Origin of the sequence: Rhodococcus sp. MALMAid1271, from assembly GCF_049195265.1 — a bacterium.
GTDB lineage: Bacteria > Actinomycetota > Actinomycetes > Mycobacteriales > Mycobacteriaceae > Rhodococcoides.
On the sequence record NZ_JBMIRQ010000110.1, the window covers coordinates 58,645 to 76,091 of the forward strand.

Below are 17,447 nucleotides of genomic sequence, written 5' to 3' on the forward strand. Positions count from 1 at the left end.
CGCTTCGCCGCGCCGATGGTCCGTGTGGCGATGGCCCAGCGGTGCACCTCGGACGGGCCGTCGTCGACGCGGAACGGTCGCACGTCAACGGCCCCTCTCGATCAGATTCTCGATGCCGGGATCGAACGTCGGATCGATGGCCACGCCGCACTCCCTGTCTACCGACCGAACACTCGCTCGGTCGTCGTAGATTGACACAGCCCCTCGGCCCGAGTCAAGGATTTCGCGGGTTCGCTACGGACCTTCCCCGGCCACCGCACCGACCGTTCGCCGGGCGAGATCGAGATACACAGCGACCAGTTCGCTCGGCGTCAGCGGACCGTCGGGGCGATACCAGCCGGCAACGCCCACGCACATCGTGGTGACAGCTCTGCTGGAATCCCTCGGGTGTGCGCTCTCGAACAGACCTGATTGCACGCCGTCGGCGACGATCGCGTCGAGCAGTCGTTGTTCGTCGTCGCGCTTGGCGATGTACGCGTCGCGGTTGGCCGGGTCGAGGCTACGAATTTCCGTCGAGCACACGAAAGCGGCATCGCGCCGGTGGATGTGAAACAGCAGCAGAGATTCGACGACCGCGTCGAAACGGTCGAGGGGCGAGGACCCCGCCTGTGCCTCCGCGGCACGAGACCGCTCCAGCAACTCGTCCATCGACGCGTCCATGATGCCGACCAGAAGGGCCTGCTTCGACGGAAAGTGATGGTAGAGGCCAGGAACCGACAGACCGGCACCTGCGGCGATCTGCCGAACCGACGTGCCGTGGTAACCCTGCTCGACGAACATGGTCAGCGCTGACGCCAAAGCAGGCGACAGGCTCGGGCCCTCGTATGTTCGCCAGTTCCGGTTCATGGTCATCGGCCTACCGTAGATGGCGGCGAACTCGGACCGAGAGTTTGCTCCTGACGTGGCGTGAAGTTCTACCGTTGCCGATATGAACACCAGTGATCCCACCACCTGGGGCATCGGCGACGTCGCCCGACGCACCGGAGTCACAGAACGCACCTTGCGGTACTACGAAGAACTGGGTCTACTCGCTCCCGGCCGAGACGGAGGCGGCAGGCGTCGGTACGACGGGGGCGATCTCGATCGCCTCTACCGCATTCGTTTGCTGCGCGAATTGGGAACTCCGGTAGCCGATGTGGACCCGGAGTCGGTCGATCTGCAGCATCTGACGCGACGGCATCTGGCCGAGTTGGACGATCGAATGGCGGAGCTGGCCCGGCAACGAGAACGCGTTCGAGCCGTCGAGGACCGGCTCCTGCAGGGCACTCGTCCGAACGACGACGCTCTGCTGGACCTGCTCTCGGGCCTGTCGACCGACGAGCCGTCGATGACCAGGCGTACCACCTTGCTGGTCTATCGAGATATCGCGGCGGCACATTCCTACCTCGTCGACGTTCTGGGCTTGGCCCCCGGGCCGATCGAGTACGACGGCGACAAGGCCGTCCACGCAGAGGTCTACGCAGGTGACGGTGTGTTGTGGTTGCACCGCGAAGCCGTCGAACATCGAATGGTCTCGCCGCTGACCACCGGCACGGTCACCGCATCGCTGGCGATCACGGTCGACGACGTCGACGCCCACCATCACCGGGTGGCCGCTACAGGGGCGGCTATCGATTACGAGCCCACCGACATGCCTTACGGCGTCCGTGAATACAGCGTCCGTGACCCCGAAGGGCATCTGTGGTCCTTCCAGACACCGATCGCCGAATCGGCGTAGTACTTCCTCGGAGCCGAAGGGGTTCGGCGAATCACGTCGATTCCAGTGCCTCGGTCACCGCCGCTGCGATGGCAGCTTCGCCGAGGGCATTGGGGTGCATCGGTACGAATTGGTCTGCGAACAGAAGTGGTTCCACCCAGCGCACGCCGACGGGTTGGCAGGCGTCGTGTCCCTCCGATACCGCGGACATGTCCACGAAGGTGGTGTCGGTATCGGCGGCGGCTCGGCGAACGGCGTCGTTCAGAGTGCGCTGCAGAGTGCGCAGATACGGAACATCGCCGAGCGCAACAGGAACCGCCGGCTCGCATGTGCTCGCGGCCGGGATGAGCCACGGATAGCCGATGATGAGCACCGTCGCGTCGGGCGCGCGCGTGTGAATGTCCCGCAATGCTTGCCGAACGGACGGCAGCGTACTTCCGATGATCGTGTCTTCGAAGCTGCTTCCATTCTGCTGCCGGCACGGATCGACGGTGCCGGCACCGGTCAACACGGCCCTGACGCATGCCACGATCGCACCCGAGAACACGCTGTTGTCATTGCCGCCGATCATCACGGTCACCACGTCGGTGGAGGGCGACAACGCGTCCAATTGCGGCCTGATTCCCTCGAACTGCGGGGCATAGAAGTCCTCGGTCGCCGCGCCGCCGCAGCTGACGTCGGTCAGACCGTAACCCTGGTGTCGGGCCACGACATGCGCGAAATTCTGCTCCGATTGCAGACACCGAAGATCAGCGCCCGGCGCGAGCGGGAGCACCCCGTTTCCTGCGCTGAAGCTGTCGCCCAGATTGACGTACTCGATCGGCGATGCGGCGGCGGTAGGAGGGCTCGCCAGCGCGAGGGCGACAACCGCAACGACGCCGAGCCAGAACTGCTTCGTCCTACTGCGCACTGCAGAACTCCCCCCTGATGGCCGGATGCTGGTCGAGATCGTACCGCTGCGGCGTGGTCGAGACCCAGGGCGAAACCCGATTCGATGATCTAGCTTTGAGCACACGCGTCGTCCCGGCGCAGTCGATTCTCTCGTGCAAGGACGTACTTCGATGACCGACGACACACTGGCAGACTTCGAGCGAACCGAGTTCACCGCAGACGGACGCAGTGCGCCCGTCTACCGCATCGGCACCGGACCAGCAGTGGTCGTGATGTCCGAAATGCCGGGCATCACACCGAAAGTGGCGGATTTCGCCCGGACGGTCGCCGGAATCGGCTGCACCGCGATCGTGCCGCATCTGTTCGGCGTCGATGGGAAGGACCCGTCGGCTGCGTCCCTGGGGTTGCTCGGCACCGCGGCCACCTTCTCCCGAGCGATGGTTCCCGCGTGCATCAGTCGAGAGTTCACCATCCTGGCGACCGGTAAGTCCTCGCGAATCGTAGTCTGGCTCCGTGCGCTCGCCGCGTACGAGCACGAGCGCTGCGGCGGGCCAGGTGTCGGTGCCATCGGAATGTGCTTCACGGGCGGGTTCGCGCTCGCGATGGCTGCCGATGATCGTTTGCTTGCACCTGTGCTTTCGCAGCCGTCACTGCCGTTTGCGGTATCGGCATCGCGCGCTCGTTCCATCGACATCAGTGCAGCCGACCTCGACATCGTGAAGAATCGATGTGCCGCAGGAGATGTGAAGGTTCTGGGATTGCGATTCCAAGGTGATTGGATGTGCCCTCCAGCGCGGTTCGAGTTCCTCCGTGAACAACTCGGCGACGCCTTCGTCTCGGTGGAATTACCGGATTCTGCGTTCAACCCGGACGCGCTCGGTACACCGCACTCGGTCGTCACTGAAGGACTGATCGACGAGCCGGGACAACCGACGCGGCAGGCCCTGGATCAGGTACTCGAGCTGTTCCGCAGCCGGTTGCTCGAGACGGACTGAGTACGCCGCCGGTGGTGTAGAGGCACGATCTCGGATGTGACGAGCATCAGGAACACGGCCGCGGAGGCCGGAATCACGACCACGGAACAGTGGCCTGAAGAACCGCCTCTTTCAGTGCGGCGGTCCGTAGTGCCGTCACCGTCTGATACTCGGGATCGGCCACCATCTCGCTGAATGCCTTACGCGATGGGTACTGCACCAACAGCACTGCATCCCAGGCCTGCCCGTCCTCGGCAACCAGTGCCGTCGAACCGTCGCCCGCGTAGAGCACCTTCGCGCCGTAGCGGGGGAGAAACGTCTCGTCGAGTGCCTTCGCGTACTCCGCGTAGGACTTCCGACCGCCCTCGGCGAAACGAAGCAGGTTGAGCATCACCACCGGCCCGCCCGGGTCTTCTTCGAGGTAGCGCTTGAGGTCTCTTCCACGAGGATCGATAGCCATTGGTCGAGTATGCGTGAGCGCTCGATCCGGTGAAGCCGAAAGCGACCTACCTTTTCCCCCTCGCCGAGCCCCGCCCACCGCAGTAAGCGACTGTTCGTCGGCGACACTCGCCCAGCGCGAGAGAAGGGTCAGAGATACGGATCGGCCCAGGCGCTGATGATCCGACCGGCACGAGCTGCTTGATTCTTCCCGGTGAGAAGGTGATTGGCACCCTCGAGCGACACGAAGCTCCGGGGGTGGCGGGCGGCCTGGAAGATGTCGCTGGCGTTGTCGATCCCTACCGTGTTGTCGGTGGGGGAGTGCATGACGAGCAAGGGTCTGCGCAAGGTGGTGATGCGCTCGCGCAGGTCTGCTCTGCGAACGTCGTCGACGAACTGTCGTTTGAGGGTCAGCGCCTTGCCGCCCACGTTGAACGGCGCTTCCCCCTCCTCTTCGATGCGGCGGATGAGTGCGTCGTAATTGTGCTCGACGTGCGCGGGTTGGAACGGGGCGGCGACGATGGCCACCGCGTCGACCGTCGGGCAATCGTGCGCCGCGGCGATGGCCGCCGAGCCGCCGAAGGAATGGCCGACGAGCAACTTGACCTGGCGACCCGTCCCGTTCATGAACTCGACGGCCTTGACGGTGTCGTGCACCTTGTGCGAGAACGAGCCGTCACCCCAATCGCCCTCGGACTGACCCAGGCCGAGATTGTCGAAGCGAAGCATTCCGATGCCGTCGGCAGCGAGCTGCTTGCACATCCGATTCGCCGCCGGGCAATCCTTACCGAGTGTGAAGCCGTGAGCGAAGACGCCCCAACCCCGTACCTCCCCTTCGGGGGCATCGACCACGCCTGCCAGGGCGGGTCCGCTAGCGCTGGGGAAGGTCACCTGTTCGGGCATACCGGTCATCTTAGGGTCGATCACTCCAGCTCGAGGAACAAGGCCTGGAGGTGTGCACGAGGGACGACCGACGGCATTGTCCACAATTGCCGTCGATGCACGGTATGCCGTCGTCGGTGTCCCGTTGTGGACACCGAGGGCACCTGGCTCGGCGGGCTCGCTCAGCCCAGCTGCCGCAGCGCAATGGCGGTGTCGAGCGCCAGTCGATGCCACGCCGATCGGGGGTCGCGGCCGGTGAGCTCCCTGGCCCGTCGCAGTCGATAACGCAGTGTCTGAGGGTGGACGTGCAGTCTGCGGGCGGCAGCCGTTGCCGTGCCGGTGGCGATGAAGGCCGACAAGCCCTGCAGAATGTGCTCGTGTGCCGGCTCCGTGAGCGGTCCGAGGACGGTGCGCACCACCTCGCTCGTGTCCGCGGTGGGGCGAGCGGTGAGCAGCGCCAACAACTGGGCGTCCCCGTGATCGAGCAGCGCCCGGTTGTCGAAGGCATGTTCCGGTGCCGAGTCCAACGCCTCCGATGCCAGACGCCACGCCCGGCTGATGCCCGCGAGGGGTGAGCCCTCGACAACGCATCCGCGCAGCAGCATCTCGCCGCACACGAGCTCGACATCGGCGCGGGCGATCGATCCGGGTAACAGTGCGATCGCACGATGCTCGCGCCGCGTGCACAGATGAGTCCGCTGAGCCGGTGACGTGGTGCGATCGGGCGGAACCAGTCCCATTGCGAGAACGAGTGATTCGACGGTGTCGTCGGCCAAACGCCGGCTCGGATCCGTCGACTGCACCACGAGCAGCATGGGATGACCGGGCAGCTCCAGATCGAGTTCGCGGGTGCGATCGGCCAATGCGCCCGGCGAGTTGTGTCTGGCCGCTAGCAAGTCGTCGAGCAACGCGGCATGCGACTGGCCGCGATTGGAGGTGAGCTGCTCGCGCGCAAGGACATACGCGTCGATGATCTCCTCGGAGATGGCGTCGATGGCATCGAGCACGCCGAGACTGAGCTCGGCTATGTCCTGCGGTTCCAGGAGGTCGAGATACTCGGTGTTCACGTACCGCACGAACACGCTCGACGCGACTCGGTACGCCCTGAGCACATCGGCCAAAGGTCGACCGTCGGCGGCGCGGGCCGCTCCGATGGCGCGGAACCTGCTGTGATCTCGTTCGTCGATCGTTCGATCCCCACCCGCCCACAGCGTCATCAGTCGCCGAAACGACCAATATGCGATCGCCTCGACATCGGCCAACTGTGCGCCGCGCAGGGTGCGGTAGACCGGGATCGCGTCCCGAATCGCGTCCACCGCCGAGGCCACTACGCCGCCGAGTTCCGATTCGATGGTCGCGACGACGGACGCCCGGGCCGAGTACATCGAGCTCCCTTCTGGAGTTGTCACCTACTGACAAACCGTATCGTCATTCGAGTCGAATTCCTTGAGTTCCGTCGATGACGACTGGACAGTCGAGTCAGAGAGCACCTCGAGCAGAAGAGTGGGGCAATGGACGCAGATGTGATCGTGGTGGGTGCCGGGTTGGCCGGTTTGGTGGCGACAGCCGAGTTGGCCGACGCGGGCAAGCGAGTGCTTCTCCTCGATCAGGAGCCGGAGCAGAATCTGGGCGGCCAGGCGTTCTGGTCGTTGGGCGGGTTGTTCATGGTCGACACCCCGGAGCAGCGACGGATGGGTATCAAGGATTCCGCCGATCTGGCGTGGCAGGACTGGCTCGGCACCGCAGCATTCGATCGCGGTATCGACGACCCCGCAGGCGAGGACTACTGGGGCCACCGATGGGCGAGGGCGTATCTCGACTTCGCAGCGGGGGAGAAGCGGTCCTGGCTGCATGCACAGGGGGTGCGGTGGGTTCCCATCGTCGGTTGGGCCGAACGCGGCGGATATCTGGCCGAGGGCCATGGGAATTCGGTTCCGCGCTTTCACCTGACCTGGGGTACTGGGCCTGGTGTCGTTGCACCGTTCGAGCGACGTGTCCGCGAGGCGGCCGACAAAGGGTTGGTGCGCTTCGGTTTTCGTCATCGCGTCGACGAGTTCATTGTCAGCGCAGGTGTGGTGGAGGGTGTGCGCGGAGCGATTCTCGAGCCCAGCGCTGCCGATCGCGGGGCCGAAAGTACGCGTGTCGAGGTGGGGGAGTTCGAGGTACGGGGCGGCGCCGTGCTCGTGACCGCGGGTGGTATCGGGGGCAATCACGATCTGGTGCGCGAGAATTGGCCGGATCGGTTGGGGACGGCTCCGAGGTCGTTGATATCGGGTGTCCCCGAGCATGTGGACGGCCGCATGCTCGGTATCACCGAGCAGGTCGGTGGTCGTCTGGTCAACAGAGACCGCATGTGGCACTACACCGAGGGCATCAAGAATTGGGATCCGATCTGGAAGAACCACGGCATCAGGATCATTCCGGGACCCTCCTCGATGTGGTTCGACGCGCGTGGTCGACGTTTTCCGGTTCCGAACTTCCCGGGATTCGACACCCTCGGAACGTTGAAGGCCATCCAGGACAGTGGGCACGAGTACTCGTGGTTCGTTCTCACCCAGAAGATCATCGAGAAGGAATTCGCGCTGTCGGGGTCGGAGCAGAATCCGGACATCACCGACAAGAACCTCAAGCTCGTTCTCAGCCGGGTACTGCCCGGGGCGAGCGGTCCAGTGGAGGCGTTCAAGAACAACGGCGAGGATTTCGTCGTCGCCGACACTCTCGGCGAACTGGTGCGAGGAATGAACGCGATCACCGGAGACGAGTTGATCGACGTCACGGATCTGAAGCGGCAGATCGAGGCTCGCGACCGTGAGGTGGACAACCCGTTCACCAAGGACCTGCAAATCTCTGCGATCCACAATTCCCGTCGGTCCCGTGGCGAGCGGATCGCCCGGACAGCATCCCCGCACAAGATTCTCGACCCCAAATCCGGCCCGTTGATCGCGGTACGACTGCACATCGTGACGCGAAAGACGCTGGGAGGCATCCAGACCGATCTTCAGGGGCGCGTCCTCGACGGGGCGGGAAAGGCGATCGAGGGATTGTGGGCGGCAGGCGAGATCGCCGGCTTCGGCGGCGGCGGCGTGCACGGATACCGCTCGTTGGAGGGAACCTTCCTCGGCGGATGCATCTTCGGCGGACGACAGGCCGGTCGCGCGCTCGCCGCGCAGGCGTGAGCAGCCCCTCCGTCAGCCGGCGCTGTCGCCGTTGTCCAGGGGCTACGGCCCGGTGGATGCATCGGTGACGGTGGACGGGACCCCGAAGGCGAGCAGCGCCACGTCGTCCTGAAGTCCGTCGCCGAACGATGCCAGCAGAGCGGTGAGGTCGTCGACGATCTTCGCCGCGGTGGTGGGTCCGCGCTCGGTGACGAAGGATTCGAGGCTGCCGTCGTCGTCGAAGCGAGTTCGTCCGGGCCCGACGATGGCCTCGGTGAGGCCATCGGTGTAGAACGCCATGACGTCCCCGGCCCGCAAAGTCACCGACGCGGACGCGAAGTGGGGCTCGGACAACGCTCCCACGAGTTGACCACCTGCTGTGTTCACGTACTCGACCTCGGCATCGCGGGTGACCAGAAGGGCAGGCGGGTGCCCGCCACTGGCGAGGTCGACCACGGCGCTGTCCGGTCCCGGCGTGATGGTGCCGAACACGACGGTGCAGAACCTCGGATCGTCGCCGTGAAACTCGTGGTGCAGAACGGTGTTGAGATTTTCCAGCACCGAGATCGGATTGCGGTCGAAGACCGCCGCGGCCCGTAGCGTGTACCGGGTCAACGAGGTGACAGCTGCAGCGCCCGCGCCCTTTCCGCTCACGTCACCGAGGAAGAAGCCCCAGGTGTTCGTGTCGAGCGGGAACACATCGTAGAAGTCGCCGCCGACCTCGTCGATGGAAACCGGGTGGTAGTGAGCAGCGACGTTCATGCCGTGCGGGGCGGACAGAATCGGAGGCAACAGAGTCCGTTGCAGAGTCGACGCCAGGATCTGCACCTGAGTCTTCTCGGCTTCAGCCTGTTTTCGGGCTTGCTCGGACGCTCCCAACGCGTGCTGCGACCTGTCGAGAGCCGCCTCTGCGTCGTCCTGCGCCGCCTCGGCGTTTCTTCGAGCGTCCACCAGATCCTTCTCGCGCACCCGACGTTCGGTCTCGTTGTGCAGCGTCATCGTCACCGTCAGCGCACCCGATTCCGCGCGAAGACTGTTCGCCAACATGGACACGGCTGTCGGCGAAGCACCCTCGGGCGCACCGTCGAGATGGGCGCTCGCGGCGATCGGCGAATCGTAGTCGGATGTCGAGGCCGCCACGATCAGGTCGGTCAACACCGGGCCGAACTCCGCAGTGAACAAGTCTGCTACGGCGACGCCGACCAGCGTGTCGCGACTGCGCGCGGTGATTCGAGCGGCCGCCGCGTTCGCATACAGAATTCTTCCGCTGTCGACGTCGATCGAGAACACTCCGCACGGAGCTGTGGCGAGTAGCTCTGCAGCCGAAGCGGTCACGTGTATTCCTCCCGGGTCGGTACGGATGGTTCGAGTGATCAGATGCGCCCCGCCGCGGCGAGCGGCTTGCTCCAGACCGCTGTCACCACGGTGCCGAAGCCGGGTCGGTGGTCGACCGAGAGATCATCGGCGACGGCGGCGGCGAGTTGCAGCCCATGGCTGCGAGTCGTCGTCGACGTGGGCGGGCGCCACGTCCCGGTGTCGGAGACGGTGACCGTCAGCGTCTCGTGCTCGTAGGTCACCGTGATCGACATGGTTCCGGTTTCGGGGGACGAGGAATAGGCGTGCTCGACGACGTTGGCAAGGGCCTCGTAGACGCCGAGCACGATGTCGTCGACCAGCGCACCGTTGACGCCGAGTTCGAGAACCCAGCTGCGCAGTCGCCGTCGGATGGTAGTCGCCACCGTCGATTCCGCCTGCGCGGTATGGCTCCATCGATGCGGCGTGGACGAATGGCTCTCGGTCACGATGGATGCCCCGACCGACTTCGGCGGGTCATTGTCGGCTCTCGCCGTCATGAGCCGCCGACCGCACGTGGGCCACCGCGTCGGAGACGGTGGTGAACGTTGCCATCACGCGATCGATTCCGCTGAGCCGGACGGGCCGGACGACGACACCGTCGACCGCCACCAGCGCCATCCGCGAGGTATCCGGCAGGCGATCGCATACCCGCACCAGCACTGTGATTGCGCTCGACGACAGAAAGCTGACATCGGTCAGGTCCACGACGAGCCCCCCTTCTGCGGTCTCTGCCGCCGGAAAAGCAGTGGCAGACAATTCGGGGATCGTGTCGAGATCAAGTTCGCCTCGCACGGTGAGCACGGTCGTCGAGTCGTGATCGGCGGACGCTATTTCGAACGGGACTTCGGCGGGCACCTCTGACATGTTCGTGACGCTACCTGTTGTCGAACTCCGATCACGACCGAAAAGTGTCGACCAGCAGCGAGCCCGCGCCCAATACCTCCAGAACCATGCGCACCGAACGGGCGGGAGCCACGACGTCGATTTTGCCCGGATGCACATAGGTGGCATCGATGATCGCGTTGGCGACACCGGAATACACGAACGACACCCCGGACAGATCGACCGTCACCCGAGCAGAATTCGATGCCAGCCGGTCGAGAGTGTGGACCACTTCTGCCCGAGTCGACATGTCCAGCTCGCCGAACGCTCGTAGGACGCTCGAGCCGTCCGGATTCCATAACGTGTCGAGGCCGAAGGTGCCGTCGTCGTCCTGCAGAGTGTGTTCCATCGTTGCGATGCTTGTCGACATGTCGTTACCTCTTCCCTTGGCCCTCGTCCCGCTCGCGGTGTCCGGCGGTGCGGGACGTCGAGATGGTGTGGTGTCGACGATGACAGCGTGGGATTGCAGAAAGCTCAGCCGGTGATCTCGAACCGATAACGAAAAATCTCGATTCGGTAACGGCGCTATCGGGTCAGCAGTTCCATCAGCGAGCTGGTGGCCTTCTTCTTCAGCCAACCGCGAGCACCTCGTTGGCCGAGCGCCGCACGCGCCGCGTTCAGGCCGGCCGCACCGTGCACCCCGCCGCCGGGGTGTGCCGAGGCCGATCCCAGGAACAGGCCGTCCACCGGAGTTTCCGAACGGCCGAGCCCGGGCGTCGGCCGAAAGATCAACTGCTGCTGCAATTGCGCCGTCCCGCCGTTGACCGCGCCGCTGTGCAGATTGGGATCTGCACCGTGTAGATCGCTCGGCCGCTGGACCACCCGCCCGAGAACCGAATCCAGGAATCCCGGCGCGTGGGCTTCGAGAACGCTGTCCACGCGATCCGCCACGATGTCGGCGTCGTCGTCGTCCACCACGCCTCGGGGCAGATGGGTGTACGCCCAAGCGCTTTCGGTGCCTGCAGGCGACCTGGTCCGGTCGGCGGTGGTCATCTGACCGAACAACATGAACGGGCTCTGCGGAAGGACCCCGGTGGTGAGATCCGCTGCCCAGTGTACGAGGCCGTTGTCGTCCGCACCGAGATGAACGGTGCCCGCATCGGTCAATGATGGTGAATTCCAGCATATTCGGCGATCGAGGGCGTAGTTCACCTTGACCACCGGGGTGTCCCACTCGAAGGTACGCAAGTCCTCGTGCAGGCGGCGTGGAACGGCGTCGTACGGCAGCAGCGAACCATACAGCGCCGGTGCCGACACGTCGGCCACGATCGCTCTGCGGGCTCGAAAGGTGTCTCCGGCCGCGGTGTGTACCGCGCAGGCACGACCACCGCGCACGTCGATGGTCTCGACTGCTTGACTGCATTCGAGACCGGCACCCGACGCGGCCCCGCGGTGAATCAGAGCGGTGGTCAAGGCCGAGGATCCGCCTACCGGAGCCGGATAGCCGACGTCCTGAGCGAGCATCGTGAGCAGATAGCCCATCATTCCGCTCACCGGGGCATCGGTTGGTACGTCGCCGTGCATCGCGTTGCCCAGCAACAGACACCGAGCGGCGTCGCTGTGGAAGAGCTCGTGAGCCATCGTGCGTGCAGGCAGGGCCGCGAATCGCGCGAAACGCATCGTTTCGGACAGCCCGAGGGTGCGGACCAGCCGTGCTCCCGCCGACACCGGGGGGAACGGCCCGAACAGTGCATCGAGAAGTGGTCCGCGAATGCGCTTCCACTGCTCGAAGAGCGTCATCCAGGTGTCGCCGTCTCGGGGATCGTAATGGGACAGCAAGGCGGCGGTGGCCTCGATATCGTGGTGGACGACGGGAGCGTCCGTGTCCTGCGCAGAACGGGCATGGCCGTAGACCGCGGGTGAGTGCGACCACTGCAACCCGTGGGACTCGAGCTCGAGTGCCGTGATGGCGGGAGACGCCAGCGCCATCGGGTAGAAGGCGCTGAACAGGTCGCTGGTGAACCCTGGAACCAGCTCGGCGCTGCGTACCGCACCGCCGGGGTGTTCGGCCGCCTCCAGCACGAGCACGTCCCAGCCCGCGTCGGCCATCGCGGCCGCCGCTACCAACCCGTTGTGACCGCTCCCGATGACCAGCGCATCGACCTCGGTGTCGGCCATCGGTGATGCTCCTCGCCTCGGTCGAAGTCTTCTTGCTCAGGACCCTACCGACACCGGGTACCGGCCGACCGGAGGATGGCTTCTCGCGGCAGTGATCCGGCACCGGATTCGGTGGATCGACCGCGTTCGTCGGACCCGAACGCCGGTTGTCATACTGGAGTGCATGTCGACAATCGCGTATGTCATCGCAGGTTCGGAAGCCACCGGCGGAGCCGGTCTGCAGGCCGACCTCAAGACATTCGAGCGGCTCGGGGTCTACGGCCTCGGCACGATCACCTGCATCGTCTCCTTCGATCCGAAGGCGGGGTGGGGGCACCGATTCGTGCCCGTCGACAGTGCAGTGATCGCCGATCAGATCGAAGTTGCCACTGCCGCACATGATCTCGACGTCGTCAAGATCGGCATGCTCGGTACCCCCGCGACGGTCGACACGGTTGCAGCCTCGTTGCGCCTGCAACCGTGGCGGCATGTGGTGGTCGATCCGGTGTTGATCTGCAAGGGCCAGGAGCCCGGTGCTGCACTCGACACCGACAATGCCCTGCGTCGCGAGATTCTTCCGCTGGCCACCGTTGTCACTCCGAACCTCTTCGAGGCGCAGACGCTGTCCGGAATGGATTCCATCACCACCGTCGACGAACTCGGTGAAGCCGCGAAGAAGATCGCCGACCTCGGACCTCGCTACGTCGTGGTCAAGGGCGGAGTCGGTCTGCCCGGTGACGAGGCCGTCGACGTCGTCTTCGACGGTTCCGAGCTGACCGTGCTCCGCGCTCCGAAGGTCGGCGAAGAACGGGTATCAGGCGCCGGCTGCATCTTCGCGGCAGCCATCACCGCGGAGCTTGCCAAGGGCACGGAGATACACGACGCCGTCTCCACAGCCAAGGATTTCGCGCACGCGGGCATCGTCGGTCGGATCGAGAGCAACGCGCCGTTCGCCGCGGTGGGATGGCACGACTGATCCCGAGCGGGTCAGGTGAGCGAGACCAGCTCGGTGATGTCGTCCTGGGGCAATTCGCCGTCGACCACCGCGGTGACGACCGAACTGTTGAGGGTGATCGCACCCTTGTGGTTGTCCAGGAAAGCGGTATCGGCCGCGTCTCGACCGACCGAGATGCGCACCAGCGTCGAGCGAGGAGCCAGGCAGGTCGCGTCGACCACCCGCCACTTGCCTCCGACGAAGGCCTCTGCAACCGCATGGAAATCCATCGGTTCGCAGCCGGGTGCGTACACCGCCACGAGACGGGCCGGAACATTGACCGCGCGCAGCATGGCAACGACCAGATGTGAGTAATCGCGGCACACGCCCTGACCGGCAAGCAGTGTGTCGGTAGCTCCGTCGATCGGATCACTGCTTCCTGGAACATAACTCAGGCGAGCGCCGACCCACGCCGAGATCTTTTCCAACAACTCCTCGGAATCGGCGTAATCACCGAACTCCGTTGCCGCGAAACCGTAGAACTTGTCGGCCTCGGCGTAACGGCTCGGCCGAAGATAGAGCGACATATCGTAATCGGTGACCGGTGCCGGGGTGGTGTTACCCAGAATGCTCGCGTCGTACGAGACCTGGAGATTGCCGACATCGGCGGGCATGACATGAATTCGATTGCCGTGTGGTCCGCTGATTTCCTTGGCTTCGACGGGATTGCCGTCGAGGACGAAGGACAGAGATTCGGTGACGGTCGCGCCGGGATGGGGCGCGACCGCGATCTGGAATTCGAGCGTGGTGGCTGCCGTGATGTCTATATCGAGGCGCGCGGATACGTCGCGTTTGAGCATGGGCACTCCTGGCCTGTGGTGGAGGGGTGAACTCGGTGCCTGTACCCTTGTGTGCCCAGCTCAAACGCCGTTGATCACTAGGTGATCAACGCCACCCGAGCGCGGGTGCGACATCGCGGAGCAGGGTTTCGAGGATGTGCGCGCAATAGTCCACACCCAATTGGTTGGGGACGGTGAGCAACAACGTGTCGGCGGCCGCAATCGCCTCGTCTGCTGCGAGGTCTTCGATCAGTCGATCCGGCTCGCCCGCGTAGGTCTTTCCGAATCGAGCTTTTCCGCCGTCGAGGTAACCCACCTGGTCCTGGCCGCTGCCCTCGCGGCCGAAGTAGGCGCGGTCGAGATCGCTCACGATCGGGAAGATGCTGCGGCTGACCGAGGTGCGGGGTGTGAAGCCGTGACCGGCGTCGCTCCACGCCTTGTGGAAGCGTTCGATCTGCTCGGCCTGCAACTGATGGAAGGGCACTCCGGTGTCCTCGCTCAACAAGGTCGAGCTCATCAGGTTCATGCCCTGACGGGCGGTCCATTCGGCCGTCTCGCGGGTACCTGCGCCCCACCAGATGCGTTGGCGCAGACCGGGGGAGTGCGGTTCGAGGCGCAACAGTCCGGGCGGATTGGGGAACATCGGCCGCGGGTTCGGCTCCGCGAATCCCTTGCCTTCGAGCAGCTCGAGGTAGATGCGGGTGTGCTCGCGGGCCATATCGGCCTGATCGGTGCCCTCGGCGGGCACGTACCCGAAGTGGCGGTATCCCTCGATCACCTGTTCGGGCGATCCCCGGCTGACGCCGAGTTGCAGCCGCCCGCCCGAGATGAGATCGGCCGAACCCGAGTCCTCGGCCATGTAGAACGGGTTTTCGTACCTCATGTCGATGACGCCGGTGCCGATTTCGATGGTGCTCGTTCGGGCCCCTACTGCGGCCAGCAGGGGAAACGGCGAGGCGAGCTGGTTGGCGAAGTGGTGGACGCGGTAGTACGCGCCATCGGCTCCCAGTTCTTCGGCTGCGACCGCCAGATCGATCGACTGCAGCAACACGTCCGAGGCAGATCGTGTCTGTGACTGTGGGGACGGTGACCAGTGTCCGAAGGACAGGAATCCGATCTTCTTCATCGCATGCTCTTTCGTTGAACGATCAACTGTTTCGCAGACTACAGCGCGTGCCGGGCCGGATTCATTCCCGCGTCGGTATTACGCGCCGATGCCCGCTGTCAACAGTTTCGCCAGTTCGAGGTAGGCGTCACCGTCGCTCAGGCCCGTCAGGCGAAACACCTCGCGGGTCTGGATTCGAACCATGACCGAGGATGCGACGTCCCCGACGAATGCTGCGTGGACATCGCGTACCTCGCCGCTGGCCACGCCCTCGCTGATCAGCTCCTGAACACGGCGGGCGGCGATGGCGGTGTTGCGCTCGTACACCGAACGGGCAGATTCGAGCGATGCGAGGTCGGTCATGAACTGCTCGGATGCAGATTCGAGCGCCGCGCCGACGGCGGTGAGATACGTGGTGATGCGATTGCGGGTGCCGTCCACCTCGGCAACCGCGTTTTCGACCTGTGTGGTCATGGATTTGAAGTAGTGCACGGTGGCTCCGCCGACGAGCTGATCCTTGCTCGAGGCCAGCGTGTACAGCGTCGACTTGGAGCAGCGCAGCCGCGCCGCGATGGTATCGAGCGTCAGGTGCGCGAAACCCTCTGCCAAGAACAGGCCGACGAGCTGGTCGAAAAGCTCGGAACGGCGCGCCGTGGCGTGGGAGGTCACGGGTGCGTTCACATCAAGGATGGTACTGCATCGAGTTGTGCAGTACTGTGCATCAGTACTGCGGATCACCCTGCAGTACTGATGCTGAAAGTCCCGGAGGTTGTCCGTGCCTGTCGATCGTCTGCTGCCCACTGCCGAAGCGCGTGACCTCGTGGCGCTCACTCGCGATGTGGCGGACAAGGTGCTCGACCCGATCGTCGACGAACACGAACGCCAAGAGACCTATCCGGAAGGGGTGTTCGCGACTCTGGGTGAAGCAGGGCTGCTGAGCCTGCCGTACCCGGAGGAGTGGGGCGGCGGCGGCCAACCGTACGAGGTCTACCTCCAGGTGCTCGAAGAGTTGGCATCGCGCTGGGCGGCAGTCGCTGTCGCGGTCAGCGTGCACAGCCTGGCCTGCCATCCCGTGATGGCGTTCGGTACCGATCAGCAGAAACAGGACCATCTCCCCGGCATGCTCGGCGGGGCCCAGATCGGCGCGTACTCGTTGTCCGAGGCCCAGGCGGGCTCGGATGCCGCGGCACTGAACTGCAAGGCGATTGCCACCGACGGCGGGTACACCGTCAACGGATCGAAGGCGTGGATCACCCACGGCGGCGTTGCCGACTTCTACAACCTTTTCGCCCGTACCGGAGAAGGCTCCAAGGGCATCTCGTGCTTCCTCGTCCCCGACGGAAGCGACGGACTCAGCTTCGGCAGGCCCGAGGAGAAGATGGGACTCCATGCGATCCCGACCACCTCTGCGCACTACGACAACGTGCACGTGCCCACCGAACGACGGATCGGCGCGGAGGGGCAGGGGCTCCAGATAGCCTTCAGCGCGCTCGACGCCGGACGGCTCGGCATTGCCGCTGTCGCAGTGGGAATTGCCCAGGCGGCCCTCGACGATTCGGTGAAATACGCTCAGGAGCGCACTGCATTCGGCAAGAAGATCATCGATCATCAGGGGCTGGGTTTCGTTCTCGCAGACATGGCTGCGGCCGTGGACTCCGCCCGCGCCACCTATCTCGACGCCGCTCGCCGCCGCGACGCCGGACTTTCCTACTCCCGCAATGCATCCGTGGCGAAGTTGATTGCCACCGACGCGGCCATGAAAGTGACCACCGACGCGGTGCAGGTCTTCGGCGGCTACGGATACACCAGAGACTTCCGCGTAGAGCGCTACATGCGCGATGCCAAGATCACGCAGATCTTCGAAGGCACCAATCAGATTCAACGGCTGGTCATCGCGCGCTCGCTCGCCACCGCGTGAGCGCGAGGCCGACACGTAATTCCGAACCGAGAACGTAAGGGACACTTCATGACAACAACCGAGCCCGATATTCATACCACTGCGGGTAAGTTGGCTGATCTTCGTAAACGTCTGATGGTGGCGGAGGTTCCGTCGGGTGAGGCGGCGGTGGACAGGGTCCACGCGAAGGGCAAGTTGACGGCGCGGGAGCGGATCACGGCGTTGCTCGACGAGGGGTCGTTCGTCGAGCTCGATGCGTTGGCTCGGCATCGTTCGGTGAATTTCGGGTTGGGTGAGAACC

At 64.7% G+C, this 17,447-nt stretch carries 19 protein-coding genes; 6 read left to right on the forward strand and 13 right to left on the reverse strand.

Annotated features, from left to right (window positions below; translation table 11 throughout):
• Positions 1 to 234 precede the first annotated feature (234 nt).
• Entirely contained in the window at positions 235 to 852 is a 618-nt protein-coding gene (locus tag ACOQFP_RS21020; protein WP_341243863.1) for a TetR/AcrR family transcriptional regulator, read from the reverse strand.
• A gap of 76 nt (positions 853 to 928) precedes the next feature.
• Between ACOQFP_RS21020 and ACOQFP_RS21025 the strand changes: the two genes are divergently transcribed.
• Entirely contained in the window at positions 929 to 1,717 is a 789-nt protein-coding gene (locus tag ACOQFP_RS21025; RefSeq protein ID WP_421585425.1) for a MerR family transcriptional regulator, read from the forward strand.
• A 31-nt stretch (positions 1,718 to 1,748) separates the two neighbouring features.
• On the opposite strand, the gene ACOQFP_RS21030 is transcribed toward ACOQFP_RS21025, so the two are convergent.
• On the reverse strand, positions 1,749 to 2,606 hold the full coding sequence (locus tag ACOQFP_RS21030) for an SGNH/GDSL hydrolase family protein (protein WP_341243864.1): 858 nt from the start codon (positions 2,604 to 2,606) through the stop codon (positions 1,749 to 1,751).
• 151 nt (positions 2,607 to 2,757) lie between these two features.
• On the opposite strand from ACOQFP_RS21030, the gene ACOQFP_RS21035 reads away from it, so the two are divergent.
• Positions 2,758 to 3,582 (forward strand): dienelactone hydrolase family protein, encoded by an 825-nt coding sequence (locus tag ACOQFP_RS21035; protein ID WP_341243865.1) that lies wholly within the window; start codon positions 2,758 to 2,760, stop codon positions 3,580 to 3,582.
• Positions 3,583 to 3,655: 73 nt separating this feature from the next.
• On the opposite strand, the gene ACOQFP_RS21040 is transcribed toward ACOQFP_RS21035, so the two are convergent.
• The 3 genes from ACOQFP_RS21040 to ACOQFP_RS21050 form a co-directional block, all read right to left on the reverse strand.
• Positions 3,656 to 4,021, reverse strand: a complete 366-nt coding sequence (locus tag ACOQFP_RS21040) for a DUF1330 domain-containing protein (RefSeq protein ID WP_206490203.1) — start codon at positions 4,019 to 4,021, stop codon at positions 3,656 to 3,658.
• Positions 4,022 to 4,149: 128 nt separating this feature from the next.
• On the reverse strand, positions 4,150 to 4,902 hold the full coding sequence (locus ACOQFP_RS21045) for an alpha/beta hydrolase family protein (RefSeq protein ID WP_206490204.1): 753 nt from the start codon (positions 4,900 to 4,902) through the stop codon (positions 4,150 to 4,152).
• Positions 4,903 to 5,063: 161 nt separating this feature from the next.
• Complete coding sequence (locus tag ACOQFP_RS21050; RefSeq protein WP_421585426.1) at positions 5,064 to 6,290, reverse strand: helix-turn-helix domain-containing protein; 1,227 nt, start codon at positions 6,288 to 6,290, stop codon at positions 5,064 to 5,066.
• Positions 6,291 to 6,392: 102 nt separating this feature from the next.
• On the opposite strand from ACOQFP_RS21050, the gene ACOQFP_RS21055 reads away from it, so the two are divergent.
• A complete protein-coding gene (locus ACOQFP_RS21055) occupies positions 6,393 to 8,057 on the forward strand; it encodes an FAD-binding dehydrogenase (RefSeq protein ID WP_421585427.1) in 1,665 nt (554 codons plus the stop codon).
• Positions 8,058 to 8,099: 42 nt separating this feature from the next.
• On the opposite strand, the gene ACOQFP_RS21060 is transcribed toward ACOQFP_RS21055, so the two are convergent.
• From ACOQFP_RS21060 to ACOQFP_RS21080, 5 genes are all read right to left on the reverse strand, one after another.
• Positions 8,100 to 9,371, reverse strand: a complete 1,272-nt coding sequence (locus ACOQFP_RS21060) for a PP2C family protein-serine/threonine phosphatase (protein WP_421585428.1) — start codon at positions 9,369 to 9,371, stop codon at positions 8,100 to 8,102.
• A gap of 38 nt (positions 9,372 to 9,409) precedes the next feature.
• On the reverse strand, positions 9,410 to 9,889 hold the full coding sequence (locus tag ACOQFP_RS21065; RefSeq protein WP_241257491.1) for an ATP-binding protein: 480 nt from the start codon (positions 9,887 to 9,889) through the stop codon (positions 9,410 to 9,412).
• Positions 9,867 to 10,256 carry an STAS domain-containing protein gene (locus ACOQFP_RS21070; protein WP_421585429.1) on the reverse strand — a complete coding sequence of 130 codons (390 nt, stop codon included), beginning with the start codon at positions 10,254 to 10,256 and terminating at the stop codon, positions 9,867 to 9,869. The genes ACOQFP_RS21065 and ACOQFP_RS21070 overlap by 23 nt, the downstream gene beginning before the upstream one ends.
• A 31-nt stretch (positions 10,257 to 10,287) precedes the next feature.
• Positions 10,288 to 10,644, reverse strand: a complete 357-nt coding sequence (locus tag ACOQFP_RS21075) for an STAS domain-containing protein (RefSeq protein WP_421585430.1) — start codon at positions 10,642 to 10,644, stop codon at positions 10,288 to 10,290.
• A 155-nt stretch (positions 10,645 to 10,799) separates the two neighbouring features.
• On the reverse strand, positions 10,800 to 12,392 hold the full coding sequence (locus ACOQFP_RS21080; RefSeq protein WP_421585431.1) for a phytoene desaturase family protein: 1,593 nt from the start codon (positions 12,390 to 12,392) through the stop codon (positions 10,800 to 10,802).
• 163 nt (positions 12,393 to 12,555) lie between these two features.
• On the opposite strand from ACOQFP_RS21080, the gene thiD reads away from it, so the two are divergent.
• Positions 12,556 to 13,347, forward strand: coding sequence for a bifunctional hydroxymethylpyrimidine kinase/phosphomethylpyrimidine kinase (gene thiD / locus ACOQFP_RS21085; RefSeq protein ID WP_421585432.1), 792 nt, complete (start codon positions 12,556 to 12,558; stop codon positions 13,345 to 13,347).
• 11 nt (positions 13,348 to 13,358) lie between these two features.
• Here thiD and ACOQFP_RS21090 read toward each other — a convergent pair whose 3' ends face one another.
• From ACOQFP_RS21090 to ACOQFP_RS21100, 3 genes are all read right to left on the reverse strand, one after another.
• The gene (locus ACOQFP_RS21090; protein WP_206492668.1) at positions 13,359 to 14,165 is read right to left on the reverse strand and encodes a transglutaminase-like domain-containing protein; all 807 of its coding nucleotides are present in this window, start codon (positions 14,163 to 14,165) and stop codon (positions 13,359 to 13,361) included.
• A gap of 85 nt (positions 14,166 to 14,250) precedes the next feature.
• Positions 14,251 to 15,270: an LLM class flavin-dependent oxidoreductase gene (locus ACOQFP_RS21095; protein ID WP_206492669.1), complete on the reverse strand. Its 1,020-nt coding sequence runs from the start codon at positions 15,268 to 15,270 to the stop codon at positions 14,251 to 14,253.
• A 78-nt stretch (positions 15,271 to 15,348) separates the two neighbouring features.
• On the reverse strand, positions 15,349 to 15,930 hold the full coding sequence (locus ACOQFP_RS21100; protein WP_307830931.1) for a TetR/AcrR family transcriptional regulator: 582 nt from the start codon (positions 15,928 to 15,930) through the stop codon (positions 15,349 to 15,351).
• 94 nt (positions 15,931 to 16,024) lie between these two features.
• Between ACOQFP_RS21100 and ACOQFP_RS21105 the strand changes: the two genes are divergently transcribed.
• Both ACOQFP_RS21105 and ACOQFP_RS21110 read left to right on the forward strand, forming a co-directional pair.
• Entirely contained in the window at positions 16,025 to 17,167 is a 1,143-nt protein-coding gene (locus ACOQFP_RS21105) for an acyl-CoA dehydrogenase family protein (RefSeq protein ID WP_206492670.1), read from the forward strand.
• Positions 17,168 to 17,215: 48 nt separating this feature from the next.
• Positions 17,216 to 17,447: carboxyl transferase domain-containing protein (locus ACOQFP_RS21110; RefSeq protein WP_421585433.1), on the forward strand; the 232-nt coding region annotated here is incomplete at its 3' end.